This window comes from Burkholderia sp. 10_S31 (assembly GCF_056930375.1).
The window spans coordinates 2,570,189-2,587,793 of sequence record NZ_JBXOWK010000003.1 but is presented as its reverse complement, the minus strand read 5'-3'; the positions used below and the strand labels follow the sequence as shown (position 1 = coordinate 2,587,793).

General features: G+C 66.8%; 15 protein-coding genes and 1 pseudogene. 6 read left to right on the top strand and 10 right to left on the bottom strand.

What is annotated here, in order from left to right:
- The first annotated feature begins 79 nt into the window (after positions 1-79).
- Positions 80-526, top strand: a complete 447-nt coding sequence (locus AC1Z3W_RS32155; protein WP_057929025.1) for a multidrug/biocide efflux PACE transporter — start codon at positions 80-82, stop codon at positions 524-526.
- A 57-nt stretch (positions 527-583) separates the two neighbouring features.
- On the opposite strand, the gene AC1Z3W_RS32150 is transcribed toward AC1Z3W_RS32155, so the two are convergent.
- From AC1Z3W_RS32150 to AC1Z3W_RS32120, 7 genes are all read right to left on the bottom strand, one after another.
- Entirely contained in the window at positions 584-1,792 is a 1,209-nt protein-coding gene (locus tag AC1Z3W_RS32150) for a chromate transporter (RefSeq protein ID WP_057929044.1), read from the bottom strand.
- A 198-nt stretch (positions 1,793-1,990) separates the two neighbouring features.
- Complete coding sequence (locus AC1Z3W_RS32145) at positions 1,991-4,330, bottom strand: bifunctional diguanylate cyclase/phosphodiesterase (RefSeq protein WP_057929024.1); 2,340 nt, start codon at positions 4,328-4,330, stop codon at positions 1,991-1,993.
- Between the two features lie 218 nt (positions 4,331-4,548).
- On the bottom strand, positions 4,549-5,430 hold the full coding sequence (locus tag AC1Z3W_RS32140) for a PhzF family phenazine biosynthesis protein (RefSeq protein ID WP_483509294.1): 882 nt from the start codon (positions 5,428-5,430) through the stop codon (positions 4,549-4,551).
- 31 nt (positions 5,431-5,461) lie between these two features.
- Positions 5,462-5,929 (bottom strand): RidA family protein, encoded by a 468-nt coding sequence (locus AC1Z3W_RS32135; RefSeq protein WP_409364306.1) that lies wholly within the window; start codon positions 5,927-5,929, stop codon positions 5,462-5,464.
- Between the two features lie 34 nt (positions 5,930-5,963).
- The gene (locus AC1Z3W_RS32130; protein ID WP_057929021.1) at positions 5,964-7,145 is read right to left on the bottom strand and encodes an aminotransferase-like domain-containing protein; all 1,182 of its coding nucleotides are present in this window, start codon (positions 7,143-7,145) and stop codon (positions 5,964-5,966) included.
- Between the two features lie 152 nt (positions 7,146-7,297).
- Positions 7,298-8,206, bottom strand: coding sequence for a DMT family transporter (locus tag AC1Z3W_RS32125; RefSeq protein WP_057929020.1), 909 nt, complete (start codon positions 8,204-8,206; stop codon positions 7,298-7,300).
- A gap of 54 nt (positions 8,207-8,260) precedes the next feature.
- A complete protein-coding gene (locus tag AC1Z3W_RS32120) occupies positions 8,261-8,953 on the bottom strand; it encodes a VOC family protein (protein ID WP_124834021.1) in 693 nt (230 codons plus the stop codon).
- A 229-nt stretch (positions 8,954-9,182) separates the two neighbouring features.
- Here AC1Z3W_RS32120 and AC1Z3W_RS32115 point away from each other — a divergent pair, with 229 nt between their 5' ends.
- The 4 genes from AC1Z3W_RS32115 to AC1Z3W_RS32100 all read left to right on the top strand — a co-directional run bounded on the left by AC1Z3W_RS32115 (position 9,183) and on the right by AC1Z3W_RS32100 (position 13,787).
- Complete coding sequence (locus AC1Z3W_RS32115) at positions 9,183-10,643, top strand: aminotransferase-like domain-containing protein (RefSeq protein ID WP_057929018.1); 1,461 nt, start codon at positions 9,183-9,185, stop codon at positions 10,641-10,643.
- A 158-nt stretch (positions 10,644-10,801) separates the two neighbouring features.
- Complete coding sequence (htpG, locus tag AC1Z3W_RS32110) at positions 10,802-12,700, top strand: molecular chaperone HtpG (RefSeq protein ID WP_483509293.1); 1,899 nt, start codon at positions 10,802-10,804, stop codon at positions 12,698-12,700.
- A gap of 8 nt (positions 12,701-12,708) precedes the next feature.
- The gene (locus tag AC1Z3W_RS32105; protein ID WP_057929043.1) at positions 12,709-13,305 is read left to right on the top strand and encodes a chorismate--pyruvate lyase family protein; all 597 of its coding nucleotides are present in this window, start codon (positions 12,709-12,711) and stop codon (positions 13,303-13,305) included.
- Positions 13,305-13,787: a DNA-deoxyinosine glycosylase gene (locus AC1Z3W_RS32100; protein WP_483509292.1), complete on the top strand. Its 483-nt coding sequence runs from the start codon at positions 13,305-13,307 to the stop codon at positions 13,785-13,787. Before AC1Z3W_RS32105 ends, AC1Z3W_RS32100 begins: the two co-directional genes overlap by 1 nt.
- Positions 13,788-13,871: 84 nt before the next feature.
- On the opposite strand, the gene AC1Z3W_RS32095 is transcribed toward AC1Z3W_RS32100, so the two are convergent.
- Entirely contained in the window at positions 13,872-14,567 is a 696-nt protein-coding gene (locus AC1Z3W_RS32095; protein WP_057929015.1) for a P-loop NTPase family protein, read from the bottom strand.
- Between the two features lie 155 nt (positions 14,568-14,722).
- On the opposite strand from AC1Z3W_RS32095, the pseudogene AC1Z3W_RS32090 reads away from it, so the two are divergent.
- A pseudogene (locus AC1Z3W_RS32090) lies at positions 14,723-15,088 on the top strand (DNA-deoxyinosine glycosylase); the annotation flags it as partial.
- Positions 15,089-15,259: 171 nt separating this feature from the next.
- On the opposite strand, the gene AC1Z3W_RS32085 reads toward AC1Z3W_RS32090, so the two are convergent.
- Together AC1Z3W_RS32085 and AC1Z3W_RS32080 are read right to left on the bottom strand one after the other, a co-directional pair.
- Entirely contained in the window at positions 15,260-16,375 is a 1,116-nt protein-coding gene (locus AC1Z3W_RS32085; protein WP_057929013.1) for a M14 family metallopeptidase, read from the bottom strand.
- 58 nt (positions 16,376-16,433) lie between these two features.
- The gene (locus tag AC1Z3W_RS32080; protein ID WP_057929012.1) at positions 16,434-17,210 is read right to left on the bottom strand and encodes an ABC transporter substrate-binding protein; all 777 of its coding nucleotides are present in this window, start codon (positions 17,208-17,210) and stop codon (positions 16,434-16,436) included.
- Between the last annotated feature and the right edge of the window lie 395 nt (positions 17,211-17,605).

Genomic DNA, 17,605 nt, shown 5'->3' with positions numbered 1-17,605 from the left:
CGATGGTATCAAACTGGATTCGTACGGTCATGCCGATCAAAATCGCGGACATGAGCTAGCAAACGCATTGGAGGGAATCATGAAACAGACGAACAAGACGGTAACGGAACGCCTCGTTCACGCGCTGACGTTCGAACTGGTGGCGATCGCGCTGTGCGCGCCGATCGGCGCATGGCTGCTCGACATGCCGGTGTCGCACGTCGGCGTGCTGACGGTGATGGTGTCGCTGATCGCGATGGCCTGGAACATGACGTTCAACACGCTGTTCGACCGCTTCGAGCGGCGGGTGGGCCTCACGCGCACGCTCGGGATGCGGATCGCGCACGCGGTCGCGTTCGAGCTCGGCCTCGTCGCGATGGTGGTGCCGGTCGCCGCATGGTGGCTGGACGTGAGCCTCGTCGAGGCGCTGCTGCTCGACCTCGGCATCGTGCTGTTCTTCCTGCCTTACACGTTCTGCTTCAACCTCGCGTACGACGCGCTGCGGGCGCGCTGGATCGCACGACGCGTCGCGGTGCAGGCAGGCTGAGCGCCATACGGCCGGCGCGGCGGGGGTGGTGAAGGCGGGGATGACCGCGGCCGGCCGTCAGTGCGCGACGGCCCATAGCCACACGCCGCACGCGACCGCGACCGCGCCGTAGACGGCATACACGGGCACCTTGAAGCGCGCGAAGCACAGCGTGGCAAAGGCGCCCGTGAACCAATAGACGGGATCGGCCGGTTCGCGATGCAGGATCTTCACGACGGCGACGACGAGAAAGCCCGTTGTCGCCGCGCGCAGCAGGCGCATCCCGTGCTCGAAGCGCGAATGGCGCTTGAGCCGGAGCAGGTGGTTGTGCGCGAACACGACGAGGCATCCCGACGGAATGAACAGGGCGGCGGTCGCGAGCAGCGCGCCGATCCAGCCGTCGGTCAGGTAGCCGAGAAACGGCACGACGTTCAGCAGCGGGCCGGGCGACACCGGCGACAACGCGAACGCAAGCGTGAAGTCGTGATCGGTGATGCCGGTGCCCGGCGACACGAACAGCGTCTTGAGCACGGGCAGCGCGGAGAAGCCGCCGCCGAACAGCGTCATGCCGGCGCCGGCGAGTCGTGGCCACAGGAGCGTCATCTGGTAGTCGCCGGACAGCGGCAGCGCGAACAGCGCGACGAGAATCGCCAGCAGCACGAGCAGGTTGCGGTCACGCCTGGACAGCGTGAAATCGACCGCGTCGTCTTGCGGCGGCCCGGTGAGCCAGCCGGCTGCAAACGCTGCGAACAGAATCCCGACGAAAGCGGCCGGACTATGCGCGAAGGCGAGCAGAATCGTCGACAGCGCGGCAATCACCTGTTCGAGCCGCGTGCGCACGAGCGTGCGCAACTGCTTGAGCCACGTGACGCCGATCAGCGCGGCGAGCACCATCCCGAAGTGATTGATCAGCATCGGCGCGGCGAGCGAGCGCACGATCGGCGTGCGGTAGAAGATCGCGAACAGCGTCATCAGCACGGAGAAGGGCAGCACGCTCGCGATGCCTGCGACCCATGCGCCGGCGCGGCCGTGCAGCGTCTGGCCGACCTGCACCGCGACATTGCAGCCGACGGGGCCGGGCACGAGCCATGCGAGTGCGACGAGATCGGCGAACACGTGCGGCTCGATGCGCTGCAACCGGTCGACGTAATGGCGTTCGAGCTGCGCCATCATCGATAGCCCGCCCCACGAGATGGCGGAAATGCCGGCGATGACCTTGAACAAGGTCCACAGGGATGCCTGTGCCTGTTCGACACGTTCGGCCGCTTCGACTTCGACGGTGGTCATGATTGTGCTGTTGGTGCTGGGCCTGGTCTCGCGCATAGGAACGTGCCGGCGGCCCGCCGACACGATAGCCCTCCGGATTGTCCGCCGCGCATCGTGACACTGCCATGCGCGAAAACGCTAGTAAACGAACTAAACAGCCGGATTGGAGGCCGAAACAATCGGCGTGTTGCGCAACGGTGCCGCGCGTGGGGGCGGCGCTCAGGCGCCCGTGCTGCCGGTCGCGCGGTGCGTGAGGACGCTCGGCCGGTCGCCACGCACGCCGAAGCGCGCGATCAGCGCGGGGATCGCATCGGCCGGCACGGGGCGCGAGAACAGGAAGCCCTGCGCCTCGATCTCGCCGAGCGCGGACAGCCAGGCGATCTGCTCCTCGGTCTCGGTGCCCTCGACGACGACCGTCAGGCCGAGCGAGCGCGCGAGATGCACGATCGACGACACCATCACGCACACGCTGCGATCGTTCGGGATCGCCTGCACGAACGAGCGATCGACCTTCAGCGTGTCGACGGAGAAACGGTGCAGGTACGACAGCGACGAATAGCCGGTGCCGAAATCGTCGAGCGCGATCCGGATGCCGAGCTTCTTCAACGCGACGATCTTCTCGGACACGAGCTCCGGATATTCCATCATCGCGGTCTCGGTGATCTCGAGTTCGAGCCGGTTCGCGTCGATGCCGGTGTCCTGCAGCGCCAGGGAAATCGTCTCGATCAGGTCGCCGCGCCAGAACTGCACCGGCGAGATGTTGATCGCGAGCGTCAGGGTGTCGTGGCCGTCGTCGCGCCAGCGCGCGATCTGTTCGCACGCGGTGCGGATCACGAAGTCGCCGATCGGCACGATCAGGCCCGTCGATTCGGCGATCGAAATGAATTCGTTCGCGGAGATGATTCCATGCTCGGGGTGGTCCCAGCGCGCGAGCGCCTCGAAGCCGGTGATCGTGCGGTGCGTCAGGTCGATCTTCGGCTGGTACGCGAGGAACAGCTGCCCTTCGGCGAGCGCGACCCGCAACTGCTGCTCCCAGCGCATCAGGTGGTCCGCGCGGTGCGACAGGTGCGGCGCGTAGAACTGATAGCAGTTCTTGCCGGCGTCCTTCGCGCTGTACATCGCGAGGTCGGCCTTCTTCAGCAGGTCGATCTCGCTCTCGTTCGCGACGGTGTGCAGCGCGATGCCGATGCTCGCATGCAGCACGAACGAACTGCCGCGCACGTCGAACGGATCGCTGAACATCCGGATGATCGCTTCCGCGAGCCGCACCGCGCGCCGCTCGACGTCGTCGCCCTTCATCACGACCACGAACTCGTCGCCGCCGATCCGCGCGAGCGACCCTTCGTCGCCGACGGCGTCCGACAGGCGCGACGCGGTCATCTGCAGCACGATGTCGCCGGCGTTGTGGCCGAGCGTGTCGTTGACGGTCTTGAAGTTATCGAGGTCGATGAACAGCAGGCCGAGCCGCGACAGGCTGGTCGGCATCGCCACGTCGTTGCGCAGCCCGCGCAGCGTCGCGTAGCGGTTCGCGAGCCCGGTGAGCAGGTCGTATTCGGCGAGCTGGGTCATCTCGCGCTCGCGGCCGAGCAGCTTGCCGATCAGCCCCGTCGCGACGCCGAAGAACGCGAGCATCGCGAGCGTGATGAAGCTCGACATCAGCAGATAGACGTTGCGCGTGTGGTAGTAGTCCGTGAATTCCTCGCTCTGCGACAGCCCCACCATCACCGCGAGCGGGTAGCCGTCGAGGTGGCGGTACGACACGATGCGCATCACGCCGTCGATCGGGTCGATGATCGTGCCCGTCACGCGCTCGGCGATCGGGTAGACACCCGATGCGGAGAACGCACCCGGTGCGTTGTTGACCGAGCCGGTGCGCCGCGCCAGCACGGCGCCCGTGTCGGACACCACGGCGATCACGCCTTCCTTGCCGATCGCCGCGTTGTTGTAGAAGTCGTTCGTGAAGTAGCTTGGGTCTTCCGACACGACGACGATGCCCGCGAAGCTGCCGTCGGGGTTGTTCAGGCGCCGCGTCATCTGCAGCGTCCAGTGGCTTGACACGCGGCCGAGCACGGGCTTGCTGATGTACAGGCGGTCGTCGTTGTGCGTGAGGTGGACCTTGAAGTGCTCGCGGTCGGACAGGTTGATCGGCTGCGGATGGCGTTCGGCCGTGTTCGCGAACAGGATGCCCTTCGCGTTGACGAGCGAGACCTGGATCAGCGTGTCGCTCGGTACGACACCTTTTTCGACCGCGCTCGCGAGGTTGAAGCGGGCGGGCGATTTCTCGAATTCGAACTTGACGAAGCGGGTGATCTGGTCGACCTGGTGGATCGCCTTGACCGTATGCTGCTCGAGCGCGGACGACAGGATCGCCGCGGATGCCGCCGCTTCCTTGTACGCGCTGTCCTTTTCGACCGCCAGCCGCGCGATGATCACCGCCCATAGGAGCGCGAGCGCCAGCATCCCGAGCAGCGGGATCGCGAACAGCGCGCGCCGGCGCGACTTGCGCGGTGCGCGCAGCGGCCGAGTCGGCGGCGTGTGGTTTGTCCGGGCGGAGCTCATCGAAAAAGGGTGGCGCCTGCTCTCGTTTGCCACCCTCTCAAGATGGGTGGCTATGGTTGGGGCCGCACCGGCGTCTGTTCGTTCGCGGGATGCGCAACCATGGACAGACCCGCCGAAGCGACGGATTAGGCCCGATATTACTGGCTGGAACGTTTTTGCGATAGCCGGGGGAACCGTAGGGCGCCAGCCGGGTCGACGCCATCGCACATGGCGAAACGTCAGGCAGGCGCCTGGAACGTGCCGTCCACGACCGTCACGACGTGGCCGCCGATCCAGATCGTGCCGTCGTCGTCATAGCGAACGGCAATGCGGCCTTCGCGGCCGATCGCCGTGCCCTGGCGGGCCGTGTACGACGGGCCGGGGCGGCGCTGCTGGCGGCTCAGCAGCCCGGCCAGCGCGGCGTTCGCGCTGCCGGTGACGGGGTCCTCGCCGGTGCCGAAACTGCCGCCCGCCATCAGGCAGCGAATTTCGAACGTCGCGGGGCCGCCGTCGGGGTGGGGCGCATAGGCCGCGAGGCCGTGCGCGCCGTAGCGGTGGGTGATGGCCTCGAGTGCGGCCGGATCGGGCGCGAGGCCGATGCAGGCCTCGGCCGACGTGAGCCGCACGACGAGCCACGGCGCGCCGTTGTCGACCGCGCACGGTTCGGCGTCCGGATCGATCGCGTCGCTGCGTAACGCGGCAGCCAGCGCCGGGTAGTCCGAACGGTCGAGCGGCGTGAACCGTGCGGGCGGCGCGGCAAATGCCCAGCCATCGGCCTGCTCGCGCAGTTCGACCCGGCCGCCCCCGCATTGCTGGATCAGCCGGCCCGGCGTGCGCGGCCGCGCGCCGCTTTCGAGAAACGCGTGTGCGGTGCCGAGCGTCGGGTGGCCGGCGAACGGCAGTTCGCCGCCCGGCGTGAAGATCCGGACGCGGTAATCGGCCTCCGGATCGGTCGGCGCGCACACGAACGTCGTTTCCGACAGGTTCGTCCAGCGGGCGATCGCGAGCATGTCGTCGTCGCCGAGCGGGTCGGCGTCGAACACGACCGCGAGCGGGTTGCCCTTGAACGGCACCGACGTGAAGACGTCGACCTGTTTGAAGCGGACGCGGCGGCTGGTCATCGTGACGATTGCGTGACGAGGTTTACGTCGCTCAGGCGACTTCGGCGATCAGTTCGATCTCGACGCATGCGCCGAGCGGAATCTGCGCGACGCCGAATGCCGAACGCGCGTGCTTGCCCGCGTCGCCGAACACTTCGGCGATCAGTTCCGACGCACCGTTCGTGACGACGTGCTGTTCGGTGAACTCGAGCGTCGAGTTGACGAGGCTCATCAGCTTCACGATGCGCGTGACCTTGTTCAGGTCGCCGGTGTGCGCGTGCAGCGTCGCGAGCAGGTCGATCGCGATCGAGCGCGCGGCCGCCTTGCCGTCTTCCGTCTGCAGGTCGGCGCCGAGCTTGCCGGCCCAGACCTTGCCTTCCTTCTTCGCGATGTGGCCCGACAGGTAGACCGTGTTGCCGCTTTGCGCGCTCATCACGTAGGCGGCGGCCGGTGCGCCGGCGGTCGGGAGCTCGATGCCGAGCGACTTCAGCTTGTCGTAGACGTTAGCCATGTGTTCGATTCCTCGTAGAGAGTCGTGACAGGGAAAAAGGGGATCAGAGACGCTCGCGCAGCAGCTTGCCGAGGCGCGCGACGCCTTCCTCGATCTTCTCCGGCGGCACCGTCACGAACGACAGGCGCAGCGTGTTCTGCTGCGGGTCGTTCGCGAAGAACGGCGCACCCGGCACGAAGGCGACATGGTCGGCGACCGCCGCCTCGAGCAGCTTCATGCTGTCGATCTGCGCCGGCAGGTTCACCCAGATGAACATGCCGCCGTCCGGGCGGTTCCACGTGACGCCTTCCGGCATGTGGCGCGCGAGCGACGCGAGCATCGCTTCGCATTGCGCGCCGTACAGCTGGCGGATCGTCGGGATGTGCTCGTCGAGGAAGCCGTCCTTGATCACTTCGTGCGCGATGCGCTGCGTGAGCGTCGGCGTGTGCAGGTCGGTGGCCTGCTTGGCCTGCACGAGCTTGAAGTGGAGTTCTTCGGGGGCAATGATGTAGCCGATGCGCAGGCCCGGTGCGAGCACCTTCGAGAACGTGCCGAGGTGCACGACGTGGTCCGGTGCCATCGACAGCATCGTCGGCAGCGGCTCGCCCTGGTAGTTCAGCGCGCCGTACGGGTCGTCTTCCAGCACCGGGAACGGGCTCGACTGCGCGAACGCGGCGAGCGCGCGGCGGCGCTCGACGGGCAGGCGGCGGCCGGTCGGGTTCTGGAAGTTCGGCTGCGCGTACAGCAGGCGCGCGCCTTGCGTGAGATCGGGCGTGAGGCCTTCGGGCAGCAGGCCCTGCTCGTCGGTCGGCACCTGCACGTAGCGCGGCTCGTACAGCGAGAACGACTGCAGCGCGCCGAGGTAGGTCGGCGTTTCGACGAGGATCGGGCTGTTCGGGTCGATCAGCGCCTTGCCGAGCAGGTCGAGCGCCTGCTGCGAGCCGGTCGTGATCAGCACCTGCGACACGCGCACGCTGTAGCGCTCGGCGATCCATTCGCGCAGCGGCAGGTAGCCTTCGGTCGCGCTGTACTGGAGAGCGGCGGCGGGCGCATCGCGCAGCACGCGGTCGGCCGCGGCACGCATGCGTTCGGCCGGGAACGTCGCGGGAGCGGGCAGGCCGCCTGCGAACGAGATGACCTCGGGGCGTTCCGTGACCTTCAGGATCTCGCGGATCGCAGAGCTCGTCAGCTTGCGGGCGCGTTCGGAAAGCTGCCAGTGCGGCGGGTGCAGGTCGCTCGGATTCATAGTCTCCTCGTTCGGATATCGTGGTCAGTCAAGAAAGGTCGATCAGGCAGATCGTGTCGACGCGGCCGGATGGGCACGCGGGAGCACGATCGGGCCGTCGCGGCCGGGTGGGCAGAACCGTTCAGGCAAAACGGACATTATGGCGCACCTCATCAACCGGCGCGAGCGGGACGCGGGGCCGTGGCCACCGCCGAGCGCCGGCCGAGCATCACGGTCGCGATCACGGCGGCCGCGAACAACCACGTCGACGGCGTCACCGTTTCGCCGAACAGCAGCGCGGAAAAGGCGATCGTGAAGAAGATCTGCAGCAGTTGCACCTGGCCGACGCGCGCGATGCCGCCGATGGCAAGCCCCGCATACCACGCGAAAAAGCCGATGAACTGCGAAAAAAGGGTCACGTAGCCGAACGCGAGCCACGTGCGCAGCGCGAGCGGGGCGGGGTGCGCGACGTGCTGAGTCCACGCGAGCCAGCCGACCGGCAGCACGAGGAACGGCGCGGATACGACGAGCGCCCAGCAGATCACCTGCCAGCCGCCGATCTGGCGCGCGAGGCGCGCGCCTTCCGCATAGCCGAGCGCGCCGATGCCGACCGCGACGAGCATCAGCGCATCGCCGGCCTGCACCGTGCCGCCGCCGTCGCGCAGCGCGAATGCGATCACGAGCGCGCTGCCCGCCAGCGCGCTGGCCCAGAACGCCTTCGACGGCCGTTCGTGCGACAGCCACGCCGCGTACAGCGCGACGAACAGCGGCTGCAGCCCGTTGACCACCGCGCCGTGCGACGCCGGCACGGTTTTCATCGCCCATGCGGAGAACACCGGGTACGCGATGATCACGCCGGCCGACACGACCGCGAGGCTTTTCAGCTGCGCGCGCGTCGGGAGCCGTTCGCGGCGCCACCACAGCAGCAGGCCGGCCGGCACCGACGCGGCAAGCGCGCGGCCGAGCCCGTTGAGCAGCGGATTGAGTTCGGAGACGACGATCCGCGTCATCGGCAGCGTCAGGCTGAAGATCATCACGCCGATCAGGCCGAGCAGCATGCCCCGGGTTTCGCGCGAATTCATGTACTGGGTGTCTCCGTATTGCTGGGTTCGTGTAATCGAGGGGCGGCCGGACGGTCAGCGCAGCGTGCGTGTGCCTTGCGGCGTATCGAATTCGGCGACGAGCGCGGGCGGGCCGTCGCCGGTTTCGAGGTCGAGCAGATGGTCGGCGCCGAGCCAGTCGAGCTGCTCGCGAATCGTGTCCGCACGCGGGTGGACGCCCTTGAGCGCCTTCAGCGCGACGCCGTGGTTCGGCAGCGATTCGGCCGGATGGTGCGGGCTGTCCCACTGGATCAGCGACGGCGCGAGGCCGTCGCCGGCGCCCTGCCACGCGGGGAACGCGCCGTCGTCGGGCACCGTGAGGCCCCAGCTCAGGTCGCCGCGCCGCATCGCGACGACCGGCGCGATGCGCGCCGGGTACTGGCTTTGCCACAGCGCGAGCTGGCGCGGGCGGTCGACGCGCGCGACCCAGTGCGCGAGGAACGGGCCCTGCGCAAGCCGTGCGTGCATCGCCGGGTCGTCGAGGGCGAACAGCCGCGCGCGCGGCGGCGTGGCGTCGTCGCCGGTGGCGGGGGCGTCGGGATCGATCGCGATCACTTCGAGGTACAGCCCGCCCCACGCACCGAACAGCGCGTTATGGGTGCGCATCAGCGGATGGCGGCCGCCGCCGGCCGGTTCGATGCCGAGCGCGTCGGCGACATGGCGCACGCCGTCGTCGAGCGTGCGCGCGGCGATCACGAGATGGTCGAGGGTCAGGGAGCGGGCTGGCATGAACGTCGGTCGGGAAACGAAAGTGTCATGGTGGGCGGGCGATATGCCGGGCGGCTGCGCGGCCGGCCGGTGCCCGGCTGCGATGCGCGCCGGGCGGTGCTGCCCCGCGTGCGGCAGGGCCGGAACGGCGGCCGCACGATCGCCATTGCGGTCAACTGTAATCGTCGCCACCGGCACAGTAACGGTACAATCGGCGCGATACCCTTCGGTACAGTTGGAGCTGCAGCCCATGTCCACCGTCCCTCTCGCCCAGATTCCCGTACCGCACGATACGGCCACGCTCACGCTTGTCGACCAGCTCGTCCAGTGGGCGCGGCGCCGTATCGACGAACGCGTGTTCCGGCCCGGCATGCGGATGCCGTCGATCCGCAAGCTCGCGCTCGACAAGAGCGTGTCGCGCTTCACCGTGGTCGAGGCGTACGAACGGCTCGTCGCGCAGGGCTACCTCGACTCGCGGCGCGGCTCGGGCTTCTACGTGCGCGAGCGCACGGCCGCGGGGCCGCAGCTGGCCGACAACGTCGTGCGCGTGGCCGAGGCCGCGCCGGTGCACAACACGATCGACGTCGTCTGGCTGCTGCGCAACATGCTGCATACCGTCAGTCCGGAAAAGGGGCCGGGTCTCGGTTACCTGCCGGGCCGCTGGCTCGACGGCGAGCTGATTACCGGCGCGCTGCGCGCGCTCGGGCGCCAGTCCGGCGCGCAGATGCTCGGCTTCGGCACCGCGCAGGGCTTCCTGCCGCTGCGCCAGCAATTGCAGACCCGGCTCGCGGAAGTCGAGATCGGCGCGAAGCCCGAGCAGCTCGTGCTGGTGTCGGGCATCACGCAGGCGATCGACCTGATCTCGCGGATCTACGTGCGCCCCGGCGATGCGGTGATCGTCGGCGACCCCGCGTGGTTCCAGATGTTCGGTCGCTTCGCGTCGCAGGGCGCGCAACTGGTCGGCATGCCGTACACGCCCGACGGCCCCGATCTCGACGCGCTGGAAACGCTCGTGCAGATGTGGCGGCCGAAGATGCTCGTGATCAATTCGGTGCTGCAGAATCCGACCGGCACGTCGCTGTCGGCCGCGCAGGCGTTCCGGATCCTGAAGCTCGCGGAGGCATACGACTTCCTCGTCGTCGAGGACGACGTGTACGGCGACCTGTGCCCGCCGAGCTATCCGGCCACGCGACTCGCGAGCCTCGACCAGTTGAAGCGCGTGATCTACCTCGGCAGCTATTCGAAGACGCTCGCGGCGAATTTGCGGGTCGGTTATGTCGCGTGCGCGCCCGAGATCGCGAAGGCGATCACCGACCAGAAGATGCTGGTCGGGATGACGACGCCGGAGCTCAACGAGCGCGTGCTTTACAAGATCCTGACCGAAGGGCATTACCGGCGCCACGTCGAGCGGCTGCGCGCACGGCTCGACGGCGTGCGCGACAAGACCGCGCGGATGCTCGAGCGCACCGGGCTGCGGCTCTTCACGATGCCGGCGGCGGGGATGTTCCTGTGGGCCGATACCGGTGTCGACTCGGACGCGCTCGCGGCTGCCGCGCATGAGGAAGGGTTCCTGCTGACACCGGGGAGCCTGTTCTCGCCGCAGCAGTCGTCGTCGACGTGGACGCGCTTCAACGTCGCGAACTGCGGCGATCCGGCGCTGCCGGGGTTTCTCGCGCGTTATATCGAGTCGGCTGCGCGGCGCGCGTCGTGATGGCGGGCGGCTCGCCGCCCCTTGAAATCCGGCCGCCCGGCCCCAGATACCCGCGCAAACCGCTTGCGCCGGGCGGTCGTCCTTGACGGGCTCGCCGGCATCGCGCGCCGGGCACCCGCGCCACACCATTCAAGTTCAAGTAAGAGGAAACAGCATCCATGGCACACGAAACGATGAGCTTTCAGGCAGAGGTCAAGCAACTCCTCCACCTGATGATCCATTCGCTCTACAGCAACAAGGAAATCTTCCTGCGCGAACTGGTGTCGAACGCGTCCGACGCGTCCGACAAGCTGCGTTTCGAAGCGCTCGCGGACAACGCGCTGTACGAGAACGATCCGAACCTGCGCATCCGCATCGGCTACGACAAGGCCGCGCGCACGATCACGATCGATGACAACGGCATCGGCATGAGCCGCGACGAGGCGATCGCGAACCTCGGCACGATCGCGCGCTCGGGCACCAAGGAATTCTTCACGAAGCTATCGGGCGACCAGCAGAAGGATGCGGCGCTGATCGGCCAGTTCGGCGTCGGCTTCTACTCGGGCTTCATCGTCGCCGACAAGATCACCGTCGAGACGCGCCGCGCCGGCCTGCCGGCGAACGAAGCCGTGCGTTGGGAAAGCGCGGGCGAGGGCGATTTCACGATCGACGCGATCGAGCGCGCACAGCGCGGCACGACGATCACGCTGCACCTGCGCGAAGGCGAGGACGAGCTGCTGTCGTCGCATCGCCTGAAGTCGATCATCCAGAAGTACTCCGATCACATCGCGCTGCCGATCCTGATGCGCAAGGAAGAGTGGGATCAGGAAAAGGGCGAGATGGTCCTGAAGGACGAGGACGAAACCGTCAACCAGGCGAGCGCGCTGTGGACGCGTTCGAAGAGCGACGTCACCGACGAGCAGTACACGCAGTTCTACCAGCACATCGCGCACGACCACCAGGATCCGCTCACGTGGACGCATAACCGCGTCGAGGGCCGCAGCGAATACACGCAACTGCTGTTCGTGCCGGCGCACGCGCCGTTCGACCTGTGGAACCGCGACTACCGCGGCGGCCTGAAGCTGTACGTGAAGCGCGTGTTCATCATGGACGACGCCGAGCAACTGCTGCCGCAATACCTGCGCTTCGTGAAAGGTGTCGTCGACTCGGCCGACCTGCCGCTGAACGTGTCGCGTGAAATCCTGCAGGAAAGCCGCGACGTAAAGGCGATCCGCGAAGGCGTGACCAAGCGCGCGCTGTCGATGCTTGAGGAGCTCGCGAACGCGGAAGAGGATGCCGGCAAGGAGAAGTACAAGACGTTCTGGAGCGCGTTCGGCCAGGTGCTGAAGGAAGGTCTCGGCGAGGATCACGCGAACCGCGAGCGCATCGCGAAGCTGCTGCGCTTCGCATCGACACACGGCGACACCGATGCGCAGGACGTGTCGCTCGCCGACTACGTGTCGCGCATGAAGCCCGAGCAGAGCAAGATCTACTACGTGACCGCCGATACGTGGCAGGCCGCGAAGAACAGCCCGCATCTGGAAGTGTTCCGCAAGAAGGGCGTCGAGGTGCTGCTGCTGACCGACCGCGTCGACGAATGGATGCTGTCGTTCCTGCATGAATTCGACGGCAAGCCGCTCGCGAGCGTCGCCCGCGGCGATCTCGACCTCGGCGAGCTGAACGACGAGGAAAAGAAGGCGCAGGAGCAGGCGGGCGAGGCGGTCAAGCCGGTCGTCGAGAAGATGAAGGAAGCGCTCGGCGACAAGGTGAAGGAAGTGCGCGTCACGTTCCGCCTGACCGATTCGCCGTCGTGCCTCGTCGCGGACGACAACGACATGAGCGGCTACCTGCAGCGGATGCTGAAGGCGGCCGGCCAGAACGCGCCGGCGATGCAGCCGATCCTCGAGATCAACCCGGACCATGCGCTCGTGAAGCAGCTGAACGCCGACAGCGCCGATTTCGGCGACTGGTGCCATCTGCTGTTCGACCAGGCGTTGCTGGCCGAAGGCGGGATGCTCGACGATCCGGCGAGCTTCGTGAAGCGGACCAACGCGCTGCTGCTGTCGCGCACCGCGTGAACACGCGGATGCGATTCGACGGCGCACAGGCGGGCTGGCGCGAAACGCCCCGGCCCGGCTGCACGCTCGACCAGCGCGACTGGTTGACGCGCGGCGGTTCGCTGACCGCGCATCTCGCGCGGCTCGGCAGCGTGAACGTGCGTGTGACGCGCGAGGCCGTCGACTGCCCGTGGTTCGACGAGCCGGACGCGCTCGACAGTGCACCGCGCGCGCCGATGTGGGTGCGCGAGGTGATCCTGTCGGTCGACGGCACGCCGTACGTCGCCGCGCACAGCCTCGCGCCGCTCGCGGCCAGCAAGGGCGTGTGGCAGGCCATGCGGCGGCTGCGCACGCGGCCGCTGGCGGAACTGCTGTACAGCGATCCGCAGGTCGAGCGCTCGGCGCTCGTCAGCCGGCGCGTGATCGCCGGCCATCCGCTGTATGCGCTGGCGAGCCATGCGCTTGGCGGTGCGCGAGCACCGCACGCGTTCGCCGCTCGGCGCTCGGTGTTCCAGCGTCACGGCAAGCCGTTGATGGTGACCGAGTGCATGCTGCCCGCGCTGTGGCGGCATCTCGACGCGCACGGCGATGGGCCCGGATCCGTCGGGTCGCGCGGAGCTGTGTGATGCTGCAAGGCTTTCCGCCGGTCGTCGCGCCGAATACGCACACGATGATCCTCGGCAGCTTTCCGGGCGAGGCGTCGCTCGATGCCGCGCAGTACTACGCGCATCCGCGCAATCAGTTCTGGCGACTGTTGGGCGCGGTGCTCGGCGAGCCCGCGCTGCACGAGCTCGCGTATGACGCGCGGCTCGAGCGCGTGCTGTCGCACGGCATCGGCATCTGGGACGTCCTCGATGCATGCCATCGTCAAGGCAGTCTCGACTCCGCGATCCGCCATGCGAAGCCGAACGACTTCGCGTCGTTGCGTGAACATGCGCCGTTGCTGGAGAAAGTGTGCTTCAACGGCAAGACGGCGGGGCGGTTTGCCGACGTAATCGGTGAGGCCGGGTACGAGACGCTCGTGCTGCCGTCGTCGAGCCCGGCGAATGCGATGCTGTCGTTCGAGCAGAAATTGCATCTCTGGCGCGCGATCGCGATTAGCCTGTAGCGTGTCAGGCAGCGGGCTTCCTCGCTCGCTGCTTGCCGTGGGACCGGATCACTCCCCATGCACCGCGCGCAGAGTGGGATCAGCCTACAACGTAACCCCGTCCAGCTCCGTATATGTGCGATGCAGCCATACCTTGACGCGCTGCCGCTCCAGCAAGCCGAGCCCGGTGGCGGCACGGTCCGGATGATTGACCGCCGCCCAGAAGCTGGCGCTCTGTCGATCGATCTTCTGCATGGTCGTATCGGGCAGGCGGCGCAGCGTTATTACGCTGGCGCCAAGCCCTTCGGCCCGTTCGCGCTCGCCGGATGCCTCCAGGATCTCGAAACGATCGCCGCGCACTTCGTTTAGCACGAGTATCAGCTTGATTCGTCCGCCGAACTCGTCGAGCCACCGCCGTAACAGGTCGACCGAATCGCGTCCGGTGTCCATGACGTGCCACCACGTGAGCGTGAGGTTGTGTTCTTCGGCAAAACCGAACACGTCCGAATCGTCGAGCCATTCGGCGAGCGACTGCTGCGTCTGGGCGGCGAGATCGACCAGAATGCGTCGCTGCGGATCTTCGACGGCCGATTCCAGGACGGGATCGAGGCTGTCATGCTGGTCGAGAACGGCAGGCGCGGCGAAGTCCGAATAGAACCGCAGCAGCGCGCCATGCGATCGGTCGGTATCGAAGCCCAGGAAGGGCACGCTCCGATCGATGAAATACTGGGCTAGCACGCGAGCGGCGAGCGATTTGCCCACGCCGCCTTTTTCCCCGCCAATGAAGTGGATGTGACTCATGCTTACGGATCCCGTGTGGTGGAGCAGGTATGGCTGAAACCGACGTTAGCAGGTTTCGGTGACGTAACGACGAAACAGCTCACGTCGAAACGAAATGCGTGCGTGGCAGCAGCATGCTGTGTGATCGACAGCGGTGTCAAACCGGACAAAATATCAATCAGTTCTGGCGACTGTTGGGCGTGGCGCTCGGCGAGCCCGCGCTGCGCGAGCTCGCGTATGACGCGGGGCTCGAACGCGTGCTTTCGCACGACATCGGCATCTGGGATGTCCTCGACGCATGCCATCGTCAAGGCAGTCTCGATTCCGCGATCCGCCATGCGAAGCCGAACGACTTCGCGTCGTTGCGCGAGCATGCGCCGTTGCTGGAGAACGTGTGTTTCAACGGGAAGACGGCGGGGCGCTTCGCCGACGTGATCGGCGAGGCCGGCTACACGACGCTCGTATTGCCTTCGTCGAGCCCCGCGAACGCGATGCTGTCGTTCGAACGGAAACTCTCGCATTGGCGCGGGATTCTTTCCTGAGGTTGTCCGCCCGGATGGCGGCGCAACGTATCGCAATGTGCCGAACGAAATGAACGACCCACCATCGCCGAGGAAACGGCACCACCGCGCGCGGGCGCGGCGGCAAGCGCGCGGCGGCGATTCCGGCGCCGCGATCCGTGACGAAAACCGTTGGAGATGCGCGAGGCGAGCCTAGTTCGGCAGCAGCGAACCGCTTCGAATCGGCGTGGCGCCCGCGACGCACGCGACTTCCAGCCCCGCGGTGGCGAAGCGCGTGCGTTGCCGCGCATACAGCACGCCAGCGACGGCGTTCGCGACCGTGACGACGCGGCCGGTCAGCGGGTCGACGATATCGGCGATCGGCTCACCGGGTTCGACCCAGACACCGAGCGGCGCACGGAACACGAGCACGCCGGAGATCGGCGCGACGAGCGGTTCGCTGCCGGAGAATGGCGTGGCCGCGAATGCGAGTTCCGGCAGCGGCGCGGGCGTGCCGTCGATGACGCCGCGCAGCGTCAGGTATTCGACGATCGCGTTCGCGTCGCGCTCGGCAAATGCGTAGCTCACGTCCGCCTGGCCGCGCAGCTCGATCGTCACCGAGATCGAACCATGGGGAATCGGATAGCGTTCGCCGTAACGGGCACGCAGCTCGGACCAACTGAAGCTGTGAATCTCGTCGAACGGATTGCCGATCGAATTGAGCGCGAGCAGCGACGTCTTCGCATCGAGATAGCGCGCGAGCGGCTCGACGTCGGGCCACGTGTCGGGATTCGTGAACAGATGCATCGCCGCTTCGAAGTCGCAGTGCAGGTCGAGCACGACGTCGGCGTCATATGACAGGCGCTGCAGCGCGAGGCGCTGCGATTCGAGCTCGGTGGCCGGCGTTTGCTCGTCGAGCGCTTCGCGCATCGCGGCGCGCACGGCGAGCAGGTTCTGTTGCGCGTCATCGGTCAGGCGAGACTCGATGCGCGGCATCACGAGTTCGGCCAGGTGATGGAAGTTGCGGTTGAAGTTCGCCGCGGTGCCGCTTTCGAAGCGGCCGACCATGTGGCCGAGCAGCCGCTGGTTGAGGCCGATCGGATTGGGTACCGGCACGATGACGATTTCGCCGCGCAGCCTGCCCGCCGTCTCGAGGGCGTCAAGGCGTTTGCGCAGTTCCCATGCGACCAGCATGCCCGGCAGTTCGTCGGCATGCAGCGACGACTGGATGTAGATCTTCTGTCCGCCCGTCGGACCGTAGTGGAAGCTCGTCAGTTGCCGCTCGGTGCCGAGCGACGGGGAAATCAGCGGATGGGTTCGTGTTTGCATGATGGTGTGAATGTGCAGGACGCCATACGGGCGCGGGGCGCGCCCGCGCCATTGCCTGTCAGCTGCCGTACACGTCGAAGCTGAAGTATTTGGCTTCGATCTTCTTGTATGTGCCGTCCTGGATCATGTCGGCCATCGCCTTGTCGATCTTCGCCTTCAGGTCGGTGTCTTCCTTGCGCAGGCCGATGGCGGCGCCGTGCCCGAGCGCGCCCTTCGGATCGCTCAGGTCGCCGCCCGTGAACGCGAAGCCCGTTCCGCGCGCGGTCTTCAGGAAGCCCATGTCGGCCTGTACCGCGTCCTGCAACGCTGCGTCGAGACGGCCCGAGACCAGATCCGCATACACCTGGTCCTGATCCTGGTACGGCACGATCTGCACGCCCAGCGGCGCCCAGTTCGCCTTCGCGTACGCTTCCTGGATCGTTCCCTGCTCGACGCCGATCGTCTTGCCCTTCAGCGATTCCGGCGTGGGTTTCAGATTCGCGCCCTTCTTCGCGACGAGCCGCGTCGGCGTGTGGAACAGCTTCGTCGAAAATGCGATCTGCGCTTCGCGCTGCGGCGTCATCGACATCGACGACAGCACGCCGTCGAACTTCCGTGCCTTCAGCGCCGGGATCATGCCGTCGAACGCGCTCTCGACCCACACGCACTTCGCGTTCAGGCGCTTGCAGATCTCGTTGCCCAGATCGATGTCGAAGCCGACCAGCTTGCCGTCCGTGCTCTTCGATTCGAACGGTGCATAACTCGCATCGACGCCGAACCGGACGGTGGACCACTCCTTGGCGGAGGCGGAGGTTGCGATCGCCAGGATCGCGATGCACAGGGCAAGCTTCTTCATCGACTTGGAATTTCAAATAGGATCGTCAGCGCGCCCTGGCAGGGCGCAGCACATTCAACCGGGCTGTTTCATCAGCCTAGTTGTATATACAAGATAACGAATTGGAGAGAGTGACAGAAGTGGGGTTTTCGCTGACAGCACGCAGCACACCTTCCTATTCGACGGGCCTTGCGCGTGAAATGACATTCGGCGCAGGAATCGGAACGGTCGGTTGAAATTATTAATGTATATACAACTTGAGTGCTGTGGCGGGAGTTTGACGATCCGCGGCGTTACGGCGGCTTGCGCCGTTTGCGTCATGCGGGGCTGTCATCCGACTTGGCGACGCAGCCGGGTCGCGCAGCGGGAGCCACTTCGGCTGCCGTGACCGTGTCACGGCTGCGCATCACTTCGGG